The organism is Pseudomonas fluorescens (assembly GCF_902497995.1).
Taxonomy (GTDB): Bacteria; Pseudomonadota; Gammaproteobacteria; order Pseudomonadales; family Pseudomonadaceae; genus Aquipseudomonas; species Aquipseudomonas fluorescens_BK.
Genome location: NZ_CABVII010000022.1, coordinates 25,478 through 41,884 on the forward strand (window position 1 = coordinate 25,478; position 16,407 = coordinate 41,884).

The window sequence follows — 16,407 nt, forward strand, 5'->3', positions numbered from 1 at the left end:
CTCCTTAAAGCTCAAGAATCATCTTGGCGATGATGTTCTTTTGAATTTCGTTGGAGCCGCCGTAGATCGACAGCTTGCGCAGGTTGAAATACTGGCTGGCGGGAGCGGCGCTGTAGTCGGTGTGCAGCGGGACACCGCAGAAGTCGTCGTGCAGTTCCGACTCGACAAAAGGCAACGCCTTGGTGCCCAGCGCCTTGCGCAGCAAGTGACTGATGGCCTGGCGAATTTCCGAACCCTTGATCTTCAGGATCGAACTCTCGGCGCCGGGCACCCCGCCCGCCTGGGCTGCCGCGAGGATGCGCAGGGTGCTCATCTCGATGGCCAGCAGCTGAATCTCCACCTCGGCGACCTGCAAGCGAAACTGCGGGTCCTCCAGCAACGGCCGACCGTTGCGCAATTCCTGCAGGGCGACCTGCTTGAGGTGCGCCAGCGCCGCCTTGGACTGGCCGATACCCGCCTGCCCGGTACGCTCGTGGGTCAACAGGTACTTGGCGCAGGTCCAGCCCTGATTCTCTTCACCCACCAGGTTTTGCACCGGTACGCGGACGTTGTCGAAGAACACTTCGTTGACTTCGTGCTCGCCTTCAAGGGTGATGATCGGGCGCACGCTGATACCGGGCGTGGTCATGTCGATCAGCAGGAAGGAAATGCCCCGCTGCTGCCGGGCTTCACTGTCGGTGCGCACCAGGCAGAAAATCATGTTGGCGTGCTGGCCGAGGGTGGTCCAGGTCTTCTGGCCGTTGACCACATAGTGCTCACCCTCACGCACGGCGCGGGTCTTGAGGCTGGCCAGGTCCGAGCCTGCGCCTGGTTCGGAATAGCCCTGGCACCACCAGTCTTCACCCGAAAGAATGCGCGGCAGGTAATGTGCCTGCTGTGCCGGGCTGCCGAATTTCATGATCACCGGGGCAACCATGTTGACTCCGAAGGAGATCAGGCGCGGCGCTCCGCAGGCGGCGCACTCCTCCTCGAAGATGTGTTTTTGCACCACGCCCCAACCGGTGCCACCAAAGGCCAGCGGCCAATTGGCCGCGTACCAGCCGCGCCGGGCGAGGATCCGCTGCCAGCGTTGGTGATCGTCCTTGCTCAAACGCTTGCCCAGGCGAACTTTGGTGGCGATGTCTGCCGGCAGCGCGTCACGAAGAAAGGCACGCACCTCGGTACGGAACTCAAGCTCGGCAGGTGTGTAGTGGATGTCCATGCAAAGTCCTCGATCGATAGTCAGGCCAACTCCAGGCTGGCCGCGGGTTCAGCTTTGACGGTTCTTGGCCGCCTGGCGCCGGGCAAAGAAGTCTTCGATCAGCGCCGCGCGCTGGGGTGATGCCATGCATTCGAGAAACAGCGCACGCTCGTGCTGCAGGCCGTCGATCAATGGCATCCGGGTCGCCGCGTCCACTGCGGCAAGGCAGCGCGGTGCCGAGAACGAATCAGGTTGGGTTCGGCAAATTTCGCTGCGCCGGGCGGCAATCGATGCGCTGTCCCTGGCAGACGTCGTGGACATCTCGATCTGGCCGACGCGCCGCACTGGGGCCCGGTTGGCCAACAGCTGCCGCGCATACTGGAGGCCTGCGGCCAGAGGCTCATCGTCGAACAGAGCGTCCACAAGACCGAGTCCCAAGGCTTGGTCCGCCTCGATCGGCTCGCCCGTGAGGATCATGTCCAGCGCGGTTTCCACACCCACCAGGCGCGGCAGGCGCTGGGTGCCGCCACCGCCGGGCAAGAGGCCCAGACGGGTTTCCGGCAAGCCCAGCCGAGTGGCACTGTGGGCAATGCGGTAGTGACAGCCCAGCGCGATTTCCAGTCCGCCGCCCAGCACTGAACCGTGCAACACCGCCAGCGAAGGCTTGTTGCCGTTCTCGATGGCCAGGGTCAGTTCTTGCAGGATCGGCGCCTGGGCAGGCTGGCCGAACTCGCGAATATCAGCGCCAGCGATAAAGGTCTTGCCCTCGCAATAGAGCATGATCAATTCGACTCGCTCGTCCTGCTCGGCCGCGATAAAGGCGTTCAGCAGGCCGGCGCGCACGGCGTGTCCAAGGGCATTGACCGGTGGATTGTCGACCCGGATCAAGGCCACGCCTCCCTCGCGGGTCATTTGCACGACTGCAGTCATCGGACAGTTCCTCTTCTTGTTGTTATGCGGCTTGCCAATCAATCGCACTTCTCAGCGGTGGGTCCACACCGGCTTGCGCTTCTGGGCGAAGGCCTGCATGCCTTCCTTCTGGTCCTGACTGGCGAAACTGGCGTGCATCAAACGCCGTTCGAACTGCACACCCTCCGCCAGAGTGGTTTCGAAGGCCCGGTTGATCGCCTCTTTGTTGAGCTTGACCGCCAAGGCCGGGTGACCGGCGATTTGCTCGGCGACAGCCAAGGCTTCATCAAGCAAGTCGGCCAGGGGCACCACGCGGCTGATCAAGCCGCAGCGCTCGGCCTCATCGACCTCCATGAAACGCCCGGTCAGGCAAAGGTCCATCGCCTTGGCCTTGCCGATGGCGCGGGTCAGGCGCTGGGTACCGCCGGCCCCGGGCAACGTGCCGACCTTGACTTCAGGCTGGCCGAAACGGGCGTTGTCGGCGGCGATGACCATGTCGCACATCATCGCCAGCTCGCAGCCCCCCCCCAGCGCCAGGCCGGCAACCGCGGCAATCACCGGTTTGCGGCAGCGGGTGACGGTTTCCCAGTTGGCCGTGACGAAATCCTCCAGGTACACATCGGAAAATCCCTTGAACTGCAATTCGCTGAGGTCGGCGCCGGCGGCGAAGGCTTTGTCGTTGCCGGTAATGACGATGGCCCGAATCTGCTCATCGGCCTCGAAGGCCAGCAACGCCTGGCCCAGCTCGGTCATCAAGGTGTCATTGAGGGCGTTATGGACAGTCGGGCGATTAAGACGGATCAGGCCAACGGCCGCACGCTGTTCGACAAGGATGTTCAGGAAAGCCATGTCACCTACCTCTTGTTATTCGGGGCTGGCTTCGACTATATCCACAGAAAAATATAAAGACAACATGTTGACATATTAATTTTTAAAGCCTTATCTTCAGCACATCGAAAGGGCACCACCAGATTCTACGACAACAACAACTGCAACCCTTAAGAGTCGATACGTCGAAATGAATATCTGCAAAGGCTCACCACCAGATCGTCATTCCAGAACCAGTGCGAGTAATGACATGTCCATTACAGATTTATGGAACGCGCAGCTTGTCCGAAGCGCAGGTTGCCGCGCCCTGACCAGCTACCAGGCGGGTGAGGACAATCCCGTCTCGTTTACCTACGCCGAGCTGGATACCCTGGTCACTCGCATGGCTGCCGGCATGGCCGCCCTGGGTGTGGAAAAAGGCGGCGTGGTGTCTTGCCAGTTGCCGAACTGCTGGCAGATGACCGCCTTGCTCCTGGCCTGCGCCCGCCTCGGTGCGGTGTTCAATCCGCTGATGCCGATCTTTCGTGAACGCGAATTGCGCTTCATGCTCGACCACGCCCGCAGTCACCTGCTGATAGTGCCGCAACGCTTCCGGGGGTTCGATTACGCCGGCATGGTGCAAGGCCTGCGCGCAGAACTGCCGGAACTGCGCCACGTGTTGGTGATCGGTGGTGACGGCGACAACAGCTTTGAACAGCAACTGCTGAACCAGGAATGGGAAACACGCTGCGATACCCAGAGCCTGTTTGCCCAGCGCCGCCCCCATGCCGACGACATCGTCCAGCTGCTCTTTACCTCCGGCACCACCGGCGAGCCCAAGGGTGTGCTGCATACCTCCAGCACCCTGCTGAACAACGTCGGCCCCTACGCCGAACGCCTGGCGCTAGGCCGCGACGACATTATCTTCATGGCCTCGCCCATGGCTCATCAGACCGGTTTCCTGTACGGCATGCTGATGCCCATCTACCTCGGTGCGTCAGCGGTATTGCAGGATGTCTGGGATGCGCGCACCGCGCTGAAGATCATCGCCGCCGAGCGCCCGACCTTCACGATGGCGTCGACGCCCTTTCTCGCCGACCTGATCGAGCTTGCGCCTGAGCACCGCGATGCACTGTCGAGCCTGCGGATTTTTGTCTCGGCCGGCGCGCCGATTCCGGAAAGCCTGGTGGAAAAGGCGGGCAACAGCCTCAACGCGAAAATCGTCTCGGCCTGGGGCATGACCGAAACCGGTGCCGTCACCATGACCCGCCCGCAAGACGATCCCGAGCGGGCCATTTTCACCGACGGCGTGGCCCTGCCCCTGGCGGCGGTACGGGTGGTCGACGATGCCGGGCTTGAGGTTCCAGCCGGCAGCGAAGGTCATCTGCAGGTCTGCGGCGCCAGCCTGTTCGTCGGTTACCTCAAGCGCCCCGATCTCTATGGCGTCGATGCCCAGGGCTGGTTCGCCACCGGTGACCTGGCCCGCATGGATGACCAGGGCTATATCCGCATCACCGGGCGGACCAAGGATGTGGTCATTCGTGGTGGCGAAAACATCCCGGTCGTGGAGGTCGAGAACCTGCTCTACAAGCACCCGGCCATTTCGGCGGTGGCACTGGTCGGCTGCCCCGACGAGCGTCTCGGTGAACGGGTCTGTGCCTACGTCACCTTGCATGACGGTTATACGGACCTGAGCCTCGAAGACGCCGTGGCCTTCCTGGTCGAACACAACCTGTCGCGCAACTACTTGCCCGAATACCTGGAAGTGCTGCCTGCCCTGCCCCGCACACCGTCCGGAAAAATCCAGAAATTCAAGCTGCATGAGCGGGCCGCGAGCATTCGCATCGACCCGGTCAAGCGCCGCTGAAGCACTCACCCAAATACAACTGACTTGGAGAATGCCCCTATGAAAGGCCTTAGTGGAAAAACCGTGATCATCACCGGCGGTGGCGGCGGCATCGGTCGCGCCGTCTGCCAGCGTTTCGCCGCCGAAGGCAGCCTGGTTGCCGTGCTCGATCGCGATAGCGCCGCCGCGCAAACCACCGTCGACCTGATCCGCGAAGCCGGTGGCAAAGCGGTTGCCTACGCCGCCGACATCGCCGACTACGCCGCCATCACCGACACCGTGGCCGCCATCGAAAAAGACCTGGGCGTACCGACGGTACTGGTCAACAACGCCGGCTTCGACCGTTTCATGCCCTTCCTCAAGACCGAGCCCAAAATGTGGGAGCAGCTGATTGCGATCAACCTGACCGGTGCCCTGAACATGCACCACGTGGTGCTGCCGAAAATGCTCGAGGCCGGTGGCGGCAAAGTCATCAACATCGCCTCCGATGCAGCCCGCGTCGGTTCCTCGGGCGAGGCCGTGTACGCCGCCTGCAAGGCGGGCCTGGTGGGCTTGAGCAAAACCCTGGCGCGGGAACTGGCGACCAAGAACATCAACGTCAACGTGGTCTGCCCCGGCCCGACCGACACCGCGCTGCTCAAGAGCGTGGCCGAAACCTCCAGCAACCCGGAAAAGCTCCTGGAAGCCTTCAAGAATGCCGTGCCGATGCGTCGCCTCGGCCAGCCCGAAGACTACCCGGGCATCATCGCCCTGCTCGCCAGCGACGATGCCAACTTCATCACCGGACAAGTGATCAGCGTGTCCGGCGGACTGACGATGGCCGGCTAAGCCCGCCCCCCCATTACCAGGAGATATCGCAATGAACTACGAAGACATCCTCTACCAGGAACTCAACGGCGTCGCCACCATCACCATCAACCGCCCGGAGCGCTACAACGCGTTCCGCGGCCAGACCTGCATGGAGCTGCTCGACGCCTTCAACCGCGCCGGCTGGAACAAGGAAATCGGCGTCATCGTCTTCACTGGCGCAGGCGACAAGGCCTTCTGCACCGGTGGCGACCAGGGCGCCCATGAAGGCCAGTACGACGGTCGCGGCTTGATCGGCCTGCCGGTCGAAGAGTTGCAGAACCTGATCCGCGAAGTGCCCAAGCCGGTGATCGCCCGGGTCAACGGCTTTGCCATCGGCGGCGGGCACGTGCTGCACGTGGTCTGCGACCTGAGCATCGCCTCCGACAAAGCCGTGTTCGGCCAGGTCGGCCCCAAGGTCGGCTCGGTCGATCCGGGTTACGGCACGGCGTACCTGTCGCGCCTGATTGGCGAAAAACGTGCCCGCGAGATCTGGTACCTGTGCCGCAAGTACAGCGCCCAACAGGCACTGGACTGGGGCCTGGTCAACGCCGTGGTGCCCCACGAGCAGCTCGATGAAGAAGTGCAGAAGTGGTGCGAGGAGATTCTCGAGAAGAGCCCGACAGCGCTGTCCATCGCCAAGCGTTCGTTCAATGCCGACAGCGCCAACATCGGCGGTATCGGTGGCCTCGGCATGCAGGCCCTGAGCCTGTACTACGACACCGAGGAATCCAAGGAAGGTGTCGCAGCCTTCAAGGAAAAGCGCAAGCCCGAGTTCCGCAAGTTCTACAAGTGAGCCCTGCGCCGGCAGCCACCCTGCTGCCGGCACAGCACCTGAATGGCCTGGAGAGCATCATGAATTTCGCCTTCACAGAACAACAAAATGCCATCCGCGAAAGCGTTGCACGATTCAGCGCCGACGTCCTCGCCCCCGGTTACCGCCAACGGGATCGCGACGGCCGCATCGAGCGCGAAGTCATTGCCCAAATGGGCGAAATGGGTCTGCTCGGCGGCGAGCTGCCGGAAGCCTTCGGCGGCAGCGGCCTGGACTGCGTCACCGCCGGCCTGATCATCGAAGAGCTGGCCCGTGGCGACTTCAATGTGGCGTATATCCCGCTGCTGACTTCGCTCAACGGCCAGATCATCGCCCAATATGCCGACTCCTCGCTGGCCCGGGAATGGCTGGGTGAAATGACTGCCGGGCGCAAGGTCGCCTGCATCGCCCTGACCGAACCCAGCGGCGGATCGGATGCCGCCAGCCTGCGCCTGAAGGCCGAGCTCAAGGGCGACGTCTATGTGCTCAACGGCGAAAAAACCTCCATTTCCATGGCCGACCAGGCTGACGTCGCCGTGGTCTTCGCCCGCACCGGCACTGTGGAACAACGCGCCAGCGGCATCAGCGCCTTCCTGGTACCGATGGACCTGCCGGGCATCAGCACCACGCGTTTCGAAGATACCGGCGAGCGCGCCATCGGGCGCGGCTCGATTTTCTTCGACAATGTCCAGGTGCCGGTCAACCATCGCCTGGGCGATGAGAACAAGGGCTTCAAGCAAGTCATGCAAGGCTTCGACTACAGTCGCGCTCTGATCGGCCTGCAGTGCCTGGCCCTGGCCCAGCAGTCGCTGGATGAAACCTGGCAGTGGCTGACCGAGCGCAAGGCCTTCGGCCAGGCCTTGTCTTCCTTCCAGGGTTTGACTCACCCTCTGGCAGAATTGCAGACCTACGTGCATGCTGCGCGCCTGCAGTGTTATTACGCCTTGTGGCTCAAGGATAATAAGCTGCCGCACAATGCCGAGGCGGCCATGAACAAATGGTGGGGGCCGAAGCTGGCATTCGATGTGGTCAAGCAGTGTCTGCTGGCCCACGGGCACACCGGTTACGGTGAGGATCTGCCGTTTGCCCAGCGCTTGCGCGATGTGCTTGGCCTGCAAATCGGTGACGGCACCGCGCAGATCATGAAAAATATCATTGCGCGCGAGTTCGTCCCCCATTGATGCCCTGCCTGCTCCACCAGGCCGGGCGCTCATACCACCGCGCTCGACCTCACGGAGCCGACAAGGAACACCCATGAACAACAGCGACACCCGATCCGTCCCCAACAGACTGTTTTTCCGGTTGTTCCAGACCGGCAACGTCCTGCAAAGGCAGGTCCAGAAAGAAATGGGCATCAGCACGGTGCAATGGGCCGTGCTCGGCGCACTCTCACGCCAAGGCTATGAAGGCGGTATCTCGTTCTTTGAACTGACCGAGTACCTGGTCGTCAGCCGACAAAGCCTGGACGGCGTGCTCAAGCGCATGGAGCGCGACAACCATGTGCTGCGCGTGCCGCACCCGGACGACGGGCGCGCGCGCCTGGTGCAATTGACTGACACCGGCAAGGCGTTCTGGGATTCATTGCAGGAGCGGATCCAGGCGTTTTACGAGCAGGGCCTGAAAAGCTTCAGTTTCGACGACGGCATCAGCCTGCTGCATTTTCTCAACAAGCTACAAGACGACATGGCGGCCATATCGCTCGGCAACGAGCAGCAAGACGACGAGGCGCAATAGGCTGACCCCATCCTTCCTGCCCTCGCCGAAGCGTCACTGTTCATGAACACCTGAAAGCCCCTTTGCGGGGCTGGCTGAACAACAACTACTCACAGCAGGCAGGAACTTCTCATCATGCGTACAGCCAATCCCGTCACCGGGCATCTGGCCGGGTCGACTCGTGCCCGGAATTTCTTGAAAGTCCCTTGTGTCTCGGCGTTATTGCTCACCACCCAGGCCCAGGCGGACCTGCTCGGCGACAGTCACCTGAGCCTGGAAACGCGCAATTTCTACATGAACCGCGACTACCGCGATGCCGGCCTGTTTGACGGCCCGCGCCATGACGGCCAACCGCAAAGCAAGGCTGAAGACTGGGCACAAGGCTTCATCCTGCGCGGCAATTCGGGGTTCACCGAAGGGACGGTTGGCGTGGGCCTGGATGTACTGGGGCTGGTCGGTGTCAAGCTCGACTCCGGTGGCGGCAGCAGCGGTACCGGCGTGCTGCAGCGCAACCAGCGGACCGGCGAGCCCGTCGATGAGTACAGCTTCCTGGCACCGACCGCCAAGCTCAAGATCGCCAAGACCCTGGTGACCCTCGGCAACCACGAACCGGTGATGCCGGTGCTGTTTCGCAATGACACGCGCCTGCTGCCACAAACGTATCGGGGTGGCCAGGTCGTCTCCACCGACATTCAGAACCTGAGCCTCGCGGCCGGGCAATTTCGCCAGGCCCACCAGCGTGACTCGTCCGACTATGAAGACATGCGGATGGCGGCCGACGGTTCCTCCGGCGGCGTGCCTACCGATCGCTTCAACTATGGCGGGATGACCTACGCCTTCGGACCCAACCTCAGCGCCACGTTTTATCGCGCCGAACTGAAAGACAACTACAGCCAGAATGCCGCCAGCCTTTTATACAAGACGCCCTTGAGCGAAAGCGTCAACCTGAAGGCCGACCTGCGCTACTTCGGCAGCGATGACGAGGGCCGGACCAACGTCGACAACCAATACCTGGGCGGCATGCTGACCTTGAGCAGCCGCGGCCACGCCCTGGGCCTGGGCTATCAGAACCAGAGCGGTGACACTGGCCTGCCCTACCTGTTGGTCGCCGACCCCTGGGCCTTGAACAACGGCACTTACCAGCCCTTCGTCCGCGCCAAAGAAGACTCCTGGCAACTGCGTTATGACTTTGACTTTGCCACCCTGGGCATCCCCGGGCTCACCCTGATGACCCGCTACATGCGCGGCGATGATTTCGATATTCGCGGGGTTGGCGCCAAGGAGTGGGAACGCAACACCGACATCGCCTACGTGATTCAGGGCGGACCGTTGCGCAACCTCAGCCTGCGCTGGCGCAATGTGACTTATCGCGGCAGCGACACAACGGACGTCGACGAGAATCGTCTGATCGTCGCCTACACCTTCAAGTTCTGGTGAATCGAGGTGCGACAGGCGCAGAAATCAGCGCCTGTCACACGGACCTGGCTCAACGAATGGGCCAGGCCGGAAGCGGCCGGGGGGTCAGTGTCGAAGCCGCGCTTCTACAGGATAGTGGCGTTATCGGGTGCCCTCTTACTTGAAGCAATATTCATAGAGGCAAGTCTGGAACCCGTACTTGAGTTCGAACGGGCCATCGAGCACGTTGTTTTCCCTGGCGTACTGGTCCCACGCCACCAACATTTCCTTCATTTTGGCCGGTTCGCTCCGGGCCAGGTCGCGGCTTTCGGCAGGGTCGCTCTTGAGGTTGTACAGCTGCCAGTCGGCGTTGCCGTAAGGTGGGTTGACCAAGGTGATTTTCCAGTCGCCCTTGCGCAACGCCTTGCGGCCGAACAATTCCCAGCCAATCTGACGTTCACCCATGGCTTGACCTTCCAGCAACGGGCGCATGCTCTTGCCGCTGATGGTTTGCACCGGGCGACCGTGGAATGTCTTGCCCAATGCCGGGACGCCGGCCATGTCCAGCAGGGTCGGCATCAGGTCCATCACATGGACCATGTCATGATTGAGGGTGCCTTGCAGGTGGGCCTTCTTCAGCATTTTCGCGCTGATGATCGCCGGCGCGCGAATCCCGCCCTCGTTGGTGAAGCCCTTGAACAGCGGGTACGGGGTGGAACTGACCTGGGCCCACTGTGCGCCGTAGTCGGCATACGAGCCTTTGTGACCAAGGTTCGTCAGACTGTTATCGAACTCACTGGCGAACCACTCCTTGTTGCCGGGCAGGTCCAGCGGGCTGTTGCCGTCGGCACCGTTGTCGGAGATGAACACGATAAAGGTGTTGTCCAGCTTGCCGGTTTTCTCCAGGTACTGCAGCAGTCGACCGATGTGATAGTCCATGTTGGACACCATCGCCGCATAGATCTCCATGTTGCGCGACTCACGCTGACGCTGCTCGTCGCTCAACTGGTTCCAGCCGGGAAGACCCTTGGCCATCGGCGTGTTGGGCGTCGTATTGGCCGCGACGATACCCAGTTGTTTCTGACGCTCCAGACGGGCCTGACGGATCGGCTCATAGCCTGCGTCGTAGCGGCCCTTGTATTTGTCCAGCCAGTCATCCGGCGCATGCAGCGGCCAATGCGGCGCGGTGTAGGACAAGACGGCCATGAACGGCTTGTTACTGGCTTTGTCGGCTTCGATGTAGTCAATCAGCCGATCGGTGTAGAACTCGCTGGAGTAAAAACCCTTGGGCACTTCCACCTGTTTGCCGTCTTCGCGATAGATCGCTTTCGGGTCCTTGGCAATGATGGCGTGCTGGTCATCGAAGTGACTGGCGCCGCCTTGGACCAGAATGAAGGAGCGGTCAAAACCCCGTGCCTTCGGGCTGGTTTCTTCAGTGCGACCCAGGTGCCATTTACCGGTGGTGTAGGTGTTGTAGCCAGCGTCCTGGAGCACTTGCCCGACCGTGACCATGCGTTCGTTCAAGTACCCTTCATAGCCGGGCTTGCCTTGCTGGAACGGCTGAAGCAGCTCGCCCATGTTACCCAACCCCGCCACGTGGCTATCGGCACCGGAGAGCATCATCGACCGGGTCGGCGAGCAGGTGGGGGCGGTGTGGAAGTTGCTCAGGCGCACGCCGTCCCGGGCAAGCGAGTCGATGTTCGGGGTGCTGATTTCACCGCCGAAGCTGCCCAGGTCGCTGTAACCCAGGTCATCGGCGACAATGACCAGGAAGTTCGGGCGCTCATCGGCGGCCATGGCCGCGTGGCTGCACAGGGCAACCATCAGGGGAATCATGAGTTTCGTCATCCAGCTCATGGGGGGCGGTTCCTCGGTTGTTATTATTGGCTGAGGCGCCAGTATGCAGATGGGCCGATGCGTGCCGCTAACGCGGTTGCGCAAGCGCTTATTCACCTGCGTCGTTATTTGCCGGGCCTGAACAGGCCCGACGCGTGGTAATGGCCGGTCTTGAGCGAGCGGCGCAAGATATGGACCTTATGTGCGCTGCCGCCTACCTGGATAATGGCTGGTGCAACCAACAGCCGAGACTGGTCAACCCAGACTGATAAGAACAAAGGTTACGGTGATGAATACGCCCTGTATCAGCGGCCTCCCCCCTCCTTCATGGACACATCAACGCACCGGCGACGCCTGCCCTGGGAGGAATATTCCTTTTGCAGCCGAGCCTGTGCTGCGCTCGCGCAATATCGAAGACGCCGAGGCGCTGCTCAACAACCATCTTGAAGAACGGCGGATCAGCCTCGGGGGACGAGGAACCCTGGACATTGATTTCACCTTGCAGTCCTTGCCACAGATGAAGTTGTTCGGGGCGCACTGGGGCCGTGAGGTGCGCGTGAGCTCCAGCCCCTTGAACAGCTGGCATGGGATCTTGCCCTTGCAGGGTGCGATCAGCAGTCGCCCCGATGGCCTGCAAGCGAATGCCGGAGAGCTTTTGGTATTCAGCCCCGGGCATGAGGTGGATGTCATCTGGCATGAGGGGGTCAAGGCGATCGTCATTGTCCTGGATGCTACCTTGCTGCTCGATCACCTGGAGCGCCACTATCAGACCCAAGAGACTCGGCGCCCGACCCGGACGCTGCTCTTCGATAGCAGCCATCGCGCCATGCAGAGCCTGGGCAGCCTGCTGCGCCTGGTAGACAGCGAAACCGGCAACGCCTCAGGCTTATTGGCAACCCCAACCAGCCAGTCCCATGTGCAGCATCTGTTTTGCGAAAACCTGCTGCAACTGATCCCCAGCCTGCACACCGAGCCGCAACGCCGCCTGTTGCCCGGTACAGTGAAGCGGGTGGTGGATTTTATTCATGCCCATCTCGACCAGCCGCTGTGCATCACTCAACTGGTGAGCATCAGCGGTACCAGCCGACGCAGTCTGGAGCAGGCGTTTCGCAACGGCCTGGGGACCAGCCCGCAACGCTATATCCAGCAGTGCCGGCTGCAGGCGATACGCAAACTATTGCTGAGCCATCAACCCGGAGAGGTGCAGTTATCGGCGTTGGCGTTTCACTGGGGCTTTGCGCAACCCAGCCACTTTACCGCGGCCTACAAGCAGGCCTTCGGTGAGTTGCCCTCGCAAACACTGGCCAGGCCGCTTTGAGGTTTTTCACCGACTGCTTCTGCGCGTAAGCATGGCGGTCAGGCCGCTCCAGGCCGAGCGACCGCCGCCACCTACCAGAACTTCCAGGTATAGGTAGTCATCACACGGTTTTCATCGTAGTCATTGCCATGCTTGAACCGCGCGTTGATGTTGCGCCACTCCATGCCCACACCCTTCAGGGGTCCGCTCTGCACCACGTAAGCCAGAAACAGATCGCGCTCGTTTTCAGCGCTGTCACTGAGGTCACCCCCGCGATCGATGCCCGTGCCGCGCAGGTAACGGGTGGTCAGGGTCAGGCCGGGCATGCCCATGGCCGCAAAGTCATAGTCGTAGCGCGCCTGCCAGGAACTTTCGTTGGGTTTGATGAAGGCCACGGCCGACCAGTTCACCAGATAGGGTTGCGGCGCGAAGCCGTTCAGGGTCGGGAACGTGCTGTCACCCAGCATGCGTTGATAACCTGCGCCGAAGCTATGCCCGCCTTTCTTCAAGGTGGTCATGGCGCCGTAGGAGCGGTTGTCGATATTGCCGTACAGCGCCTCACCCGCTTCCTTGTTGTTGAAGTAGCGCAGATCGGTCTTCAGGCGGTAGCCACCACCCAGGTCGGAATTGAGCGTCAGGCCCAGGTACTGTTGCTGGTAAATATCCTCCAACTGCGCATAAAAGTAGCTGGCAGACAGGTTGGGACTGAAGGCATAAGTGGCGCCGGCGAAGTCCAGTCCATCGCTGGTGTGGCGGGGCCCGCCTGGTTTGGTGAACAGGTACATCTTTTCCCTGTTGGAGGATTCACGGCTGCTGATCTCGGTGAATCGCCCGCCCGTCAGCGTCAGGTTGTCTATCTCGTTGGACTTGACCAGAACACCATGAAAGGTCGTCACCAACTGCCGGGAGTCGTCCTGGAAGGCCACCGGCAACGTCGGCCGATGCTCACCGATTTTCAGCTCGGTCTTCGAGTAGCGAACTTTGCCGGTCAGCGCCGCCCGGCCGTAATCCGTGGCCGGCTCCCGCTTGCTTTGGCTATAGGGCAAGACACTGTCCGGGCCACGACCGCCGCCACCGTCAAGGCGATAGGCGTATTGCGCGGCCGCATCGAGACCGAACTCGAGTGGGCCCTGGGTATAACCGGAAGTAAAGCGCAGATCAAAGCCCTGGCTCCAACTGCCATCGCGCGAGGTTCTCGGGTTATCGCCCTTGAAGTCACGGTCCACATAGAAGTTGCGCAACCCCAGGTTCAACTGGCTGTCCTGGACAAAGTCGGCTTGCGCGGCCAGCGGCATCATCACCCCGATCAGGCCCATGGCCTTCAGGTGTTTTCCAGCAGCGGGGCGCGGTACAGCTGCGTTTGTATCGTTCATGGATGCCTCTACACATTTTTATTGTTGTTGTAGAGGTTCAGTATCCGCAGCCCGCTCACCAGCCGTTATCGTCTGCGCGTAACGACTGGCTGCGCAGCGCAGGTATTGTTGCCGGTTACTCGATTTCTTCGTAGGGCAGGCCCACGTAGTTCTCGGCGATGTTGACCAGGCCTGCGTGTGAACTGAAGAAATATTCGCGGTCGGCTTGCTGCATCTTCTGGTCCCACGCGTCCTTGTGCTCGCCGAAGTCGTGCAGCAGATTGGTCATGAACCAGCTGAAACGCTCGCCCTTCCAGACACGGCGCAGTGCCAGTGCGGAGTATTTTTCCAGCAAGTCGGTACGACCCTCCCGGTAGACCTTGACCAGGATGCGATACAGGTAGCACACGTCCGAGGCGGCCAGGTTCAAGCCCTTGGCACCGGTGGGCGGGACGATGTGGGCGGCGTCGCCGAGCAGGAACAACCGGCCGTACTGCATCGGCTCGACCACGTAGCTGCGCAGCGGCGCGATGCTCTTCTCCAGCGAAGGACCGGTCACCAGCTTGTCCGCCATGTCCTGTGGCAGACGTGCCTTGAGCTCACCCCAGAAACGTTCATCGGACCACTGTTCGACCTTGTCGGTCAGCGGCACTTGCAGGTAGTAACGGCTGCGGGTCAGCGAGCGCTGACTGCACAACGCGAAACCGCGGTCGTGGTGGGCATAGATCAACTCGTGGTTCACCGGTGGCGTGTCGGACAGCAGTCCCAGCCAGCCGAACGGATACACGCGCTCGTAGTGGGTGAGAACCTCGGCAGGAATGCTCTGGCGGGCGACGCCGTGGAAACCGTCGCAACCGGCGATGTAATCGCAGTCGATGCGGTGGGTTTGCCCATCTTTCTCGTAGGTGACGTAAGGGGTTTCGCCCTTCATTTCGTGGGGCTGCACGTTTTCGACCGAATAGATAATTGGCGCGCCGTTGACGCTGCGGGCCTCCATCAGATCGCGAGTGACCTCGGTCTGGCCATAGACCATGACGGTCTTGCCGCCGGTCAGTGCCTTGAGGTCGACATGAATGCGCTTGCCGGCCACCAGCAACTCGACGCCCTCGTGGACCAGGCCTTCGGCATCCATGCGTTCGGATACACCCGCTTCGCGCAGCAGGTCGACAGTGCCTTGCTCCAGCACCCCGGCACGAATACGGCTGAGGACGTAATCCGGTGTCTGGCGTTCGAGGATGACGTTGGCGATGCCGGCGTTATGCAGCAATTGGCCGAGCAGAAGTCCGGAAGGGCCGGCGCCGATAATAGCAACCTGAGTTTTCATTGTTTTAATCTCTGATGTGCGTTCCAACCGCTTGCAAACGGCGACCGGATTTTGTTGTTATGTATTCCTCCTGCATTTTTGCTGACAAAACCCGGCAAAAAAGGTGCTTTTTCCGGTTTGAATTGCACTTTTACAAATTCGGTTCGATTATCGAACGACCGACACACTGTGCATTTCCACTTTCAAGGTCGCCGAGCACGATGAAAACCAGCGTCAATAACATCCCTGTGTTCAAGCTGTATGGCGAAAACAAGGCCTGGTCCACCCCGGACTTGCTGCACTGCGAATCGATACCCAAACGCAGCAGCCTGCACCATTGGGAGATCAAGTCTCACCGTCACGCCGACCTGTTCCAGCTGCTGTATGTGCAACGCGGCCAGGCGGTGGTCGACATCGAGGGCAAGCGCAGCGACGTGCTGGAAGCGGCCATTCAGGTGATTCCGCCGTTGACCGTGCATGGGTTTCAATTCTCGGAAAATATCGAGGGTTATGTGCTCACCCTCGCCGCGCCGCTGGTGGCCAGGCTGGAGTCGCAACTGGGCGCACCGCTGACAGTCCTGGCGTCTTGCGGGTGCTACCCGGTCGGGCGTGATCGCCGTTACATCAACACCCTGTTTGCCGCCCTGCTTCAGGAATACGAAAGCAGCGCACCGGCGCGCGACGTGCTTATGCACTCGCTGGTCAGCGTGCTGATGGTCTGGACCAGCCGCCACCGCCAACTCAACACGCCGCCGAGCAATCGTGGCGAGCGCGACCAGCATTTGCTCAGCCACTTCATCAAGTTGGTCGAGCAGCACTACCGCGAGCACCTGTCGGTGGAAATCTTCGCTCAGCGCATCGGCGTTTCAAGCGTGCACCTCAACAGCCTGTGCCGCGAACTGGCCGGGCAAACCGCGCTGCAGATCATTCACCAGCGCCTGCTGCTGGAAGCCAAGCGGAATCTGACTTACACGAACATGAGCATCAGCCAGATGTCCGACAGCCTGGGCTTCAGCGACCCGACTTACTTCTCACGCTTTTTCCGCCGCCTCGGCGGCCAGACACCGAATGCCTTCCGCCATAGCGTCGGGCAAAGCGGCGCGTGAACA

The 16,407-nt window shown here is 61.2% G+C and carries 14 protein-coding genes; 8 read left to right on the forward strand and 6 right to left on the reverse strand.

The annotated features are described in order from the left end of the window. Positions 1 to 4 precede the first annotated feature (4 nt). Genes F8N80_RS23225 through F8N80_RS23235 form a run of 3 tightly spaced genes read right to left on the reverse strand, consistent with a single transcriptional unit; the run spans position 5 to position 2,938 of the window. Positions 5 to 1,201, reverse strand: a complete 1,197-nt coding sequence (locus tag F8N80_RS23225; RefSeq protein ID WP_150746478.1) for an acyl-CoA dehydrogenase family protein — start codon at positions 1,199 to 1,201, stop codon at positions 5 to 7. Positions 1,202 to 1,249: 48 nt separating this feature from the next. Beyond that, positions 1,250 to 2,110, reverse strand: a complete 861-nt coding sequence (locus F8N80_RS23230; RefSeq protein ID WP_150746477.1) for an enoyl-CoA hydratase/isomerase family protein — start codon at positions 2,108 to 2,110, stop codon at positions 1,250 to 1,252. Positions 2,111 to 2,161: 51 nt separating this feature from the next. Beyond that, positions 2,162 to 2,938, reverse strand: coding sequence for an enoyl-CoA hydratase (locus F8N80_RS23235; protein ID WP_150746476.1), 777 nt, complete (start codon positions 2,936 to 2,938; stop codon positions 2,162 to 2,164). A 229-nt stretch (positions 2,939 to 3,167) separates the two neighbouring features. Between F8N80_RS23235 and F8N80_RS23240 the strand changes: the two genes are divergently transcribed. The 6 genes from F8N80_RS23240 (at position 3,168) to F8N80_RS23265 (ending at position 9,552) form a co-directional block, all read left to right on the forward strand. Continuing rightward, positions 3,168 to 4,763 carry an AMP-binding protein gene (locus tag F8N80_RS23240; RefSeq protein ID WP_150746475.1) on the forward strand — a complete coding sequence of 532 codons (1,596 nt, stop codon included), beginning with the start codon at positions 3,168 to 3,170 and terminating at the stop codon, positions 4,761 to 4,763. 39 nt (positions 4,764 to 4,802) lie between these two features. Beyond that, positions 4,803 to 5,570: an SDR family NAD(P)-dependent oxidoreductase gene (locus F8N80_RS23245; RefSeq protein WP_150746474.1), complete on the forward strand. Its 768-nt coding sequence runs from the start codon at positions 4,803 to 4,805 to the stop codon at positions 5,568 to 5,570. A 31-nt stretch (positions 5,571 to 5,601) separates the two neighbouring features. Further along, the gene (locus F8N80_RS23250; protein ID WP_019689441.1) at positions 5,602 to 6,384 is read left to right on the forward strand and encodes an enoyl-CoA hydratase-related protein; all 783 of its coding nucleotides are present in this window, start codon (positions 5,602 to 5,604) and stop codon (positions 6,382 to 6,384) included. 59 nt (positions 6,385 to 6,443) lie between these two features. Next, a complete protein-coding gene (gene aliB, locus F8N80_RS23255) occupies positions 6,444 to 7,583 on the forward strand; it encodes a cyclohexanecarboxyl-CoA dehydrogenase (RefSeq protein ID WP_150746473.1) in 1,140 nt (379 codons plus the stop codon). Positions 7,584 to 7,656: 73 nt separating this feature from the next. Further along, positions 7,657 to 8,136, forward strand: a complete 480-nt coding sequence (locus F8N80_RS23260) for a MarR family winged helix-turn-helix transcriptional regulator (RefSeq protein WP_150746472.1) — start codon at positions 7,657 to 7,659, stop codon at positions 8,134 to 8,136. Positions 8,137 to 8,250: 114 nt separating this feature from the next. Beyond that, a complete protein-coding gene (locus F8N80_RS23265; RefSeq protein WP_150746471.1) occupies positions 8,251 to 9,552 on the forward strand; it encodes an OprD family porin in 1,302 nt (433 codons plus the stop codon). A 135-nt stretch (positions 9,553 to 9,687) separates the two neighbouring features. On the opposite strand, the gene F8N80_RS23270 is transcribed toward F8N80_RS23265, so the two are convergent. Continuing rightward, on the reverse strand, positions 9,688 to 11,367 hold the full coding sequence (locus tag F8N80_RS23270) for an arylsulfatase (RefSeq protein ID WP_150746470.1): 1,680 nt from the start codon (positions 11,365 to 11,367) through the stop codon (positions 9,688 to 9,690). Positions 11,368 to 11,737: 370 nt separating this feature from the next. Between F8N80_RS23270 and F8N80_RS23275 the strand changes: the two genes are divergently transcribed. Beyond that, complete coding sequence (locus F8N80_RS23275; protein ID WP_224790744.1) at positions 11,738 to 12,664, forward strand: helix-turn-helix transcriptional regulator; 927 nt, start codon at positions 11,738 to 11,740, stop codon at positions 12,662 to 12,664. A 71-nt stretch (positions 12,665 to 12,735) separates the two neighbouring features. Here the strand turns inward: F8N80_RS23275 and F8N80_RS23280 are convergent, their stop codons facing one another. Next, positions 12,736 to 13,959 carry an OprD family porin gene (locus tag F8N80_RS23280; RefSeq protein WP_150746521.1) on the reverse strand — a complete coding sequence of 408 codons (1,224 nt, stop codon included), beginning with the start codon at positions 13,957 to 13,959 and terminating at the stop codon, positions 12,736 to 12,738. A gap of 172 nt (positions 13,960 to 14,131) precedes the next feature. Further along, positions 14,132 to 15,319, reverse strand: a complete 1,188-nt coding sequence (gene pobA / locus F8N80_RS23285; protein WP_150746468.1) for a 4-hydroxybenzoate 3-monooxygenase — start codon at positions 15,317 to 15,319, stop codon at positions 14,132 to 14,134. A gap of 200 nt (positions 15,320 to 15,519) precedes the next feature. Between pobA and F8N80_RS23290 the strand changes: the two genes are divergently transcribed. Beyond that, positions 15,520 to 16,404: a helix-turn-helix domain-containing protein gene (locus F8N80_RS23290; RefSeq protein WP_150746467.1), complete on the forward strand. Its 885-nt coding sequence runs from the start codon at positions 15,520 to 15,522 to the stop codon at positions 16,402 to 16,404. Positions 16,405 to 16,407: the final 3 nt, after the last annotated feature.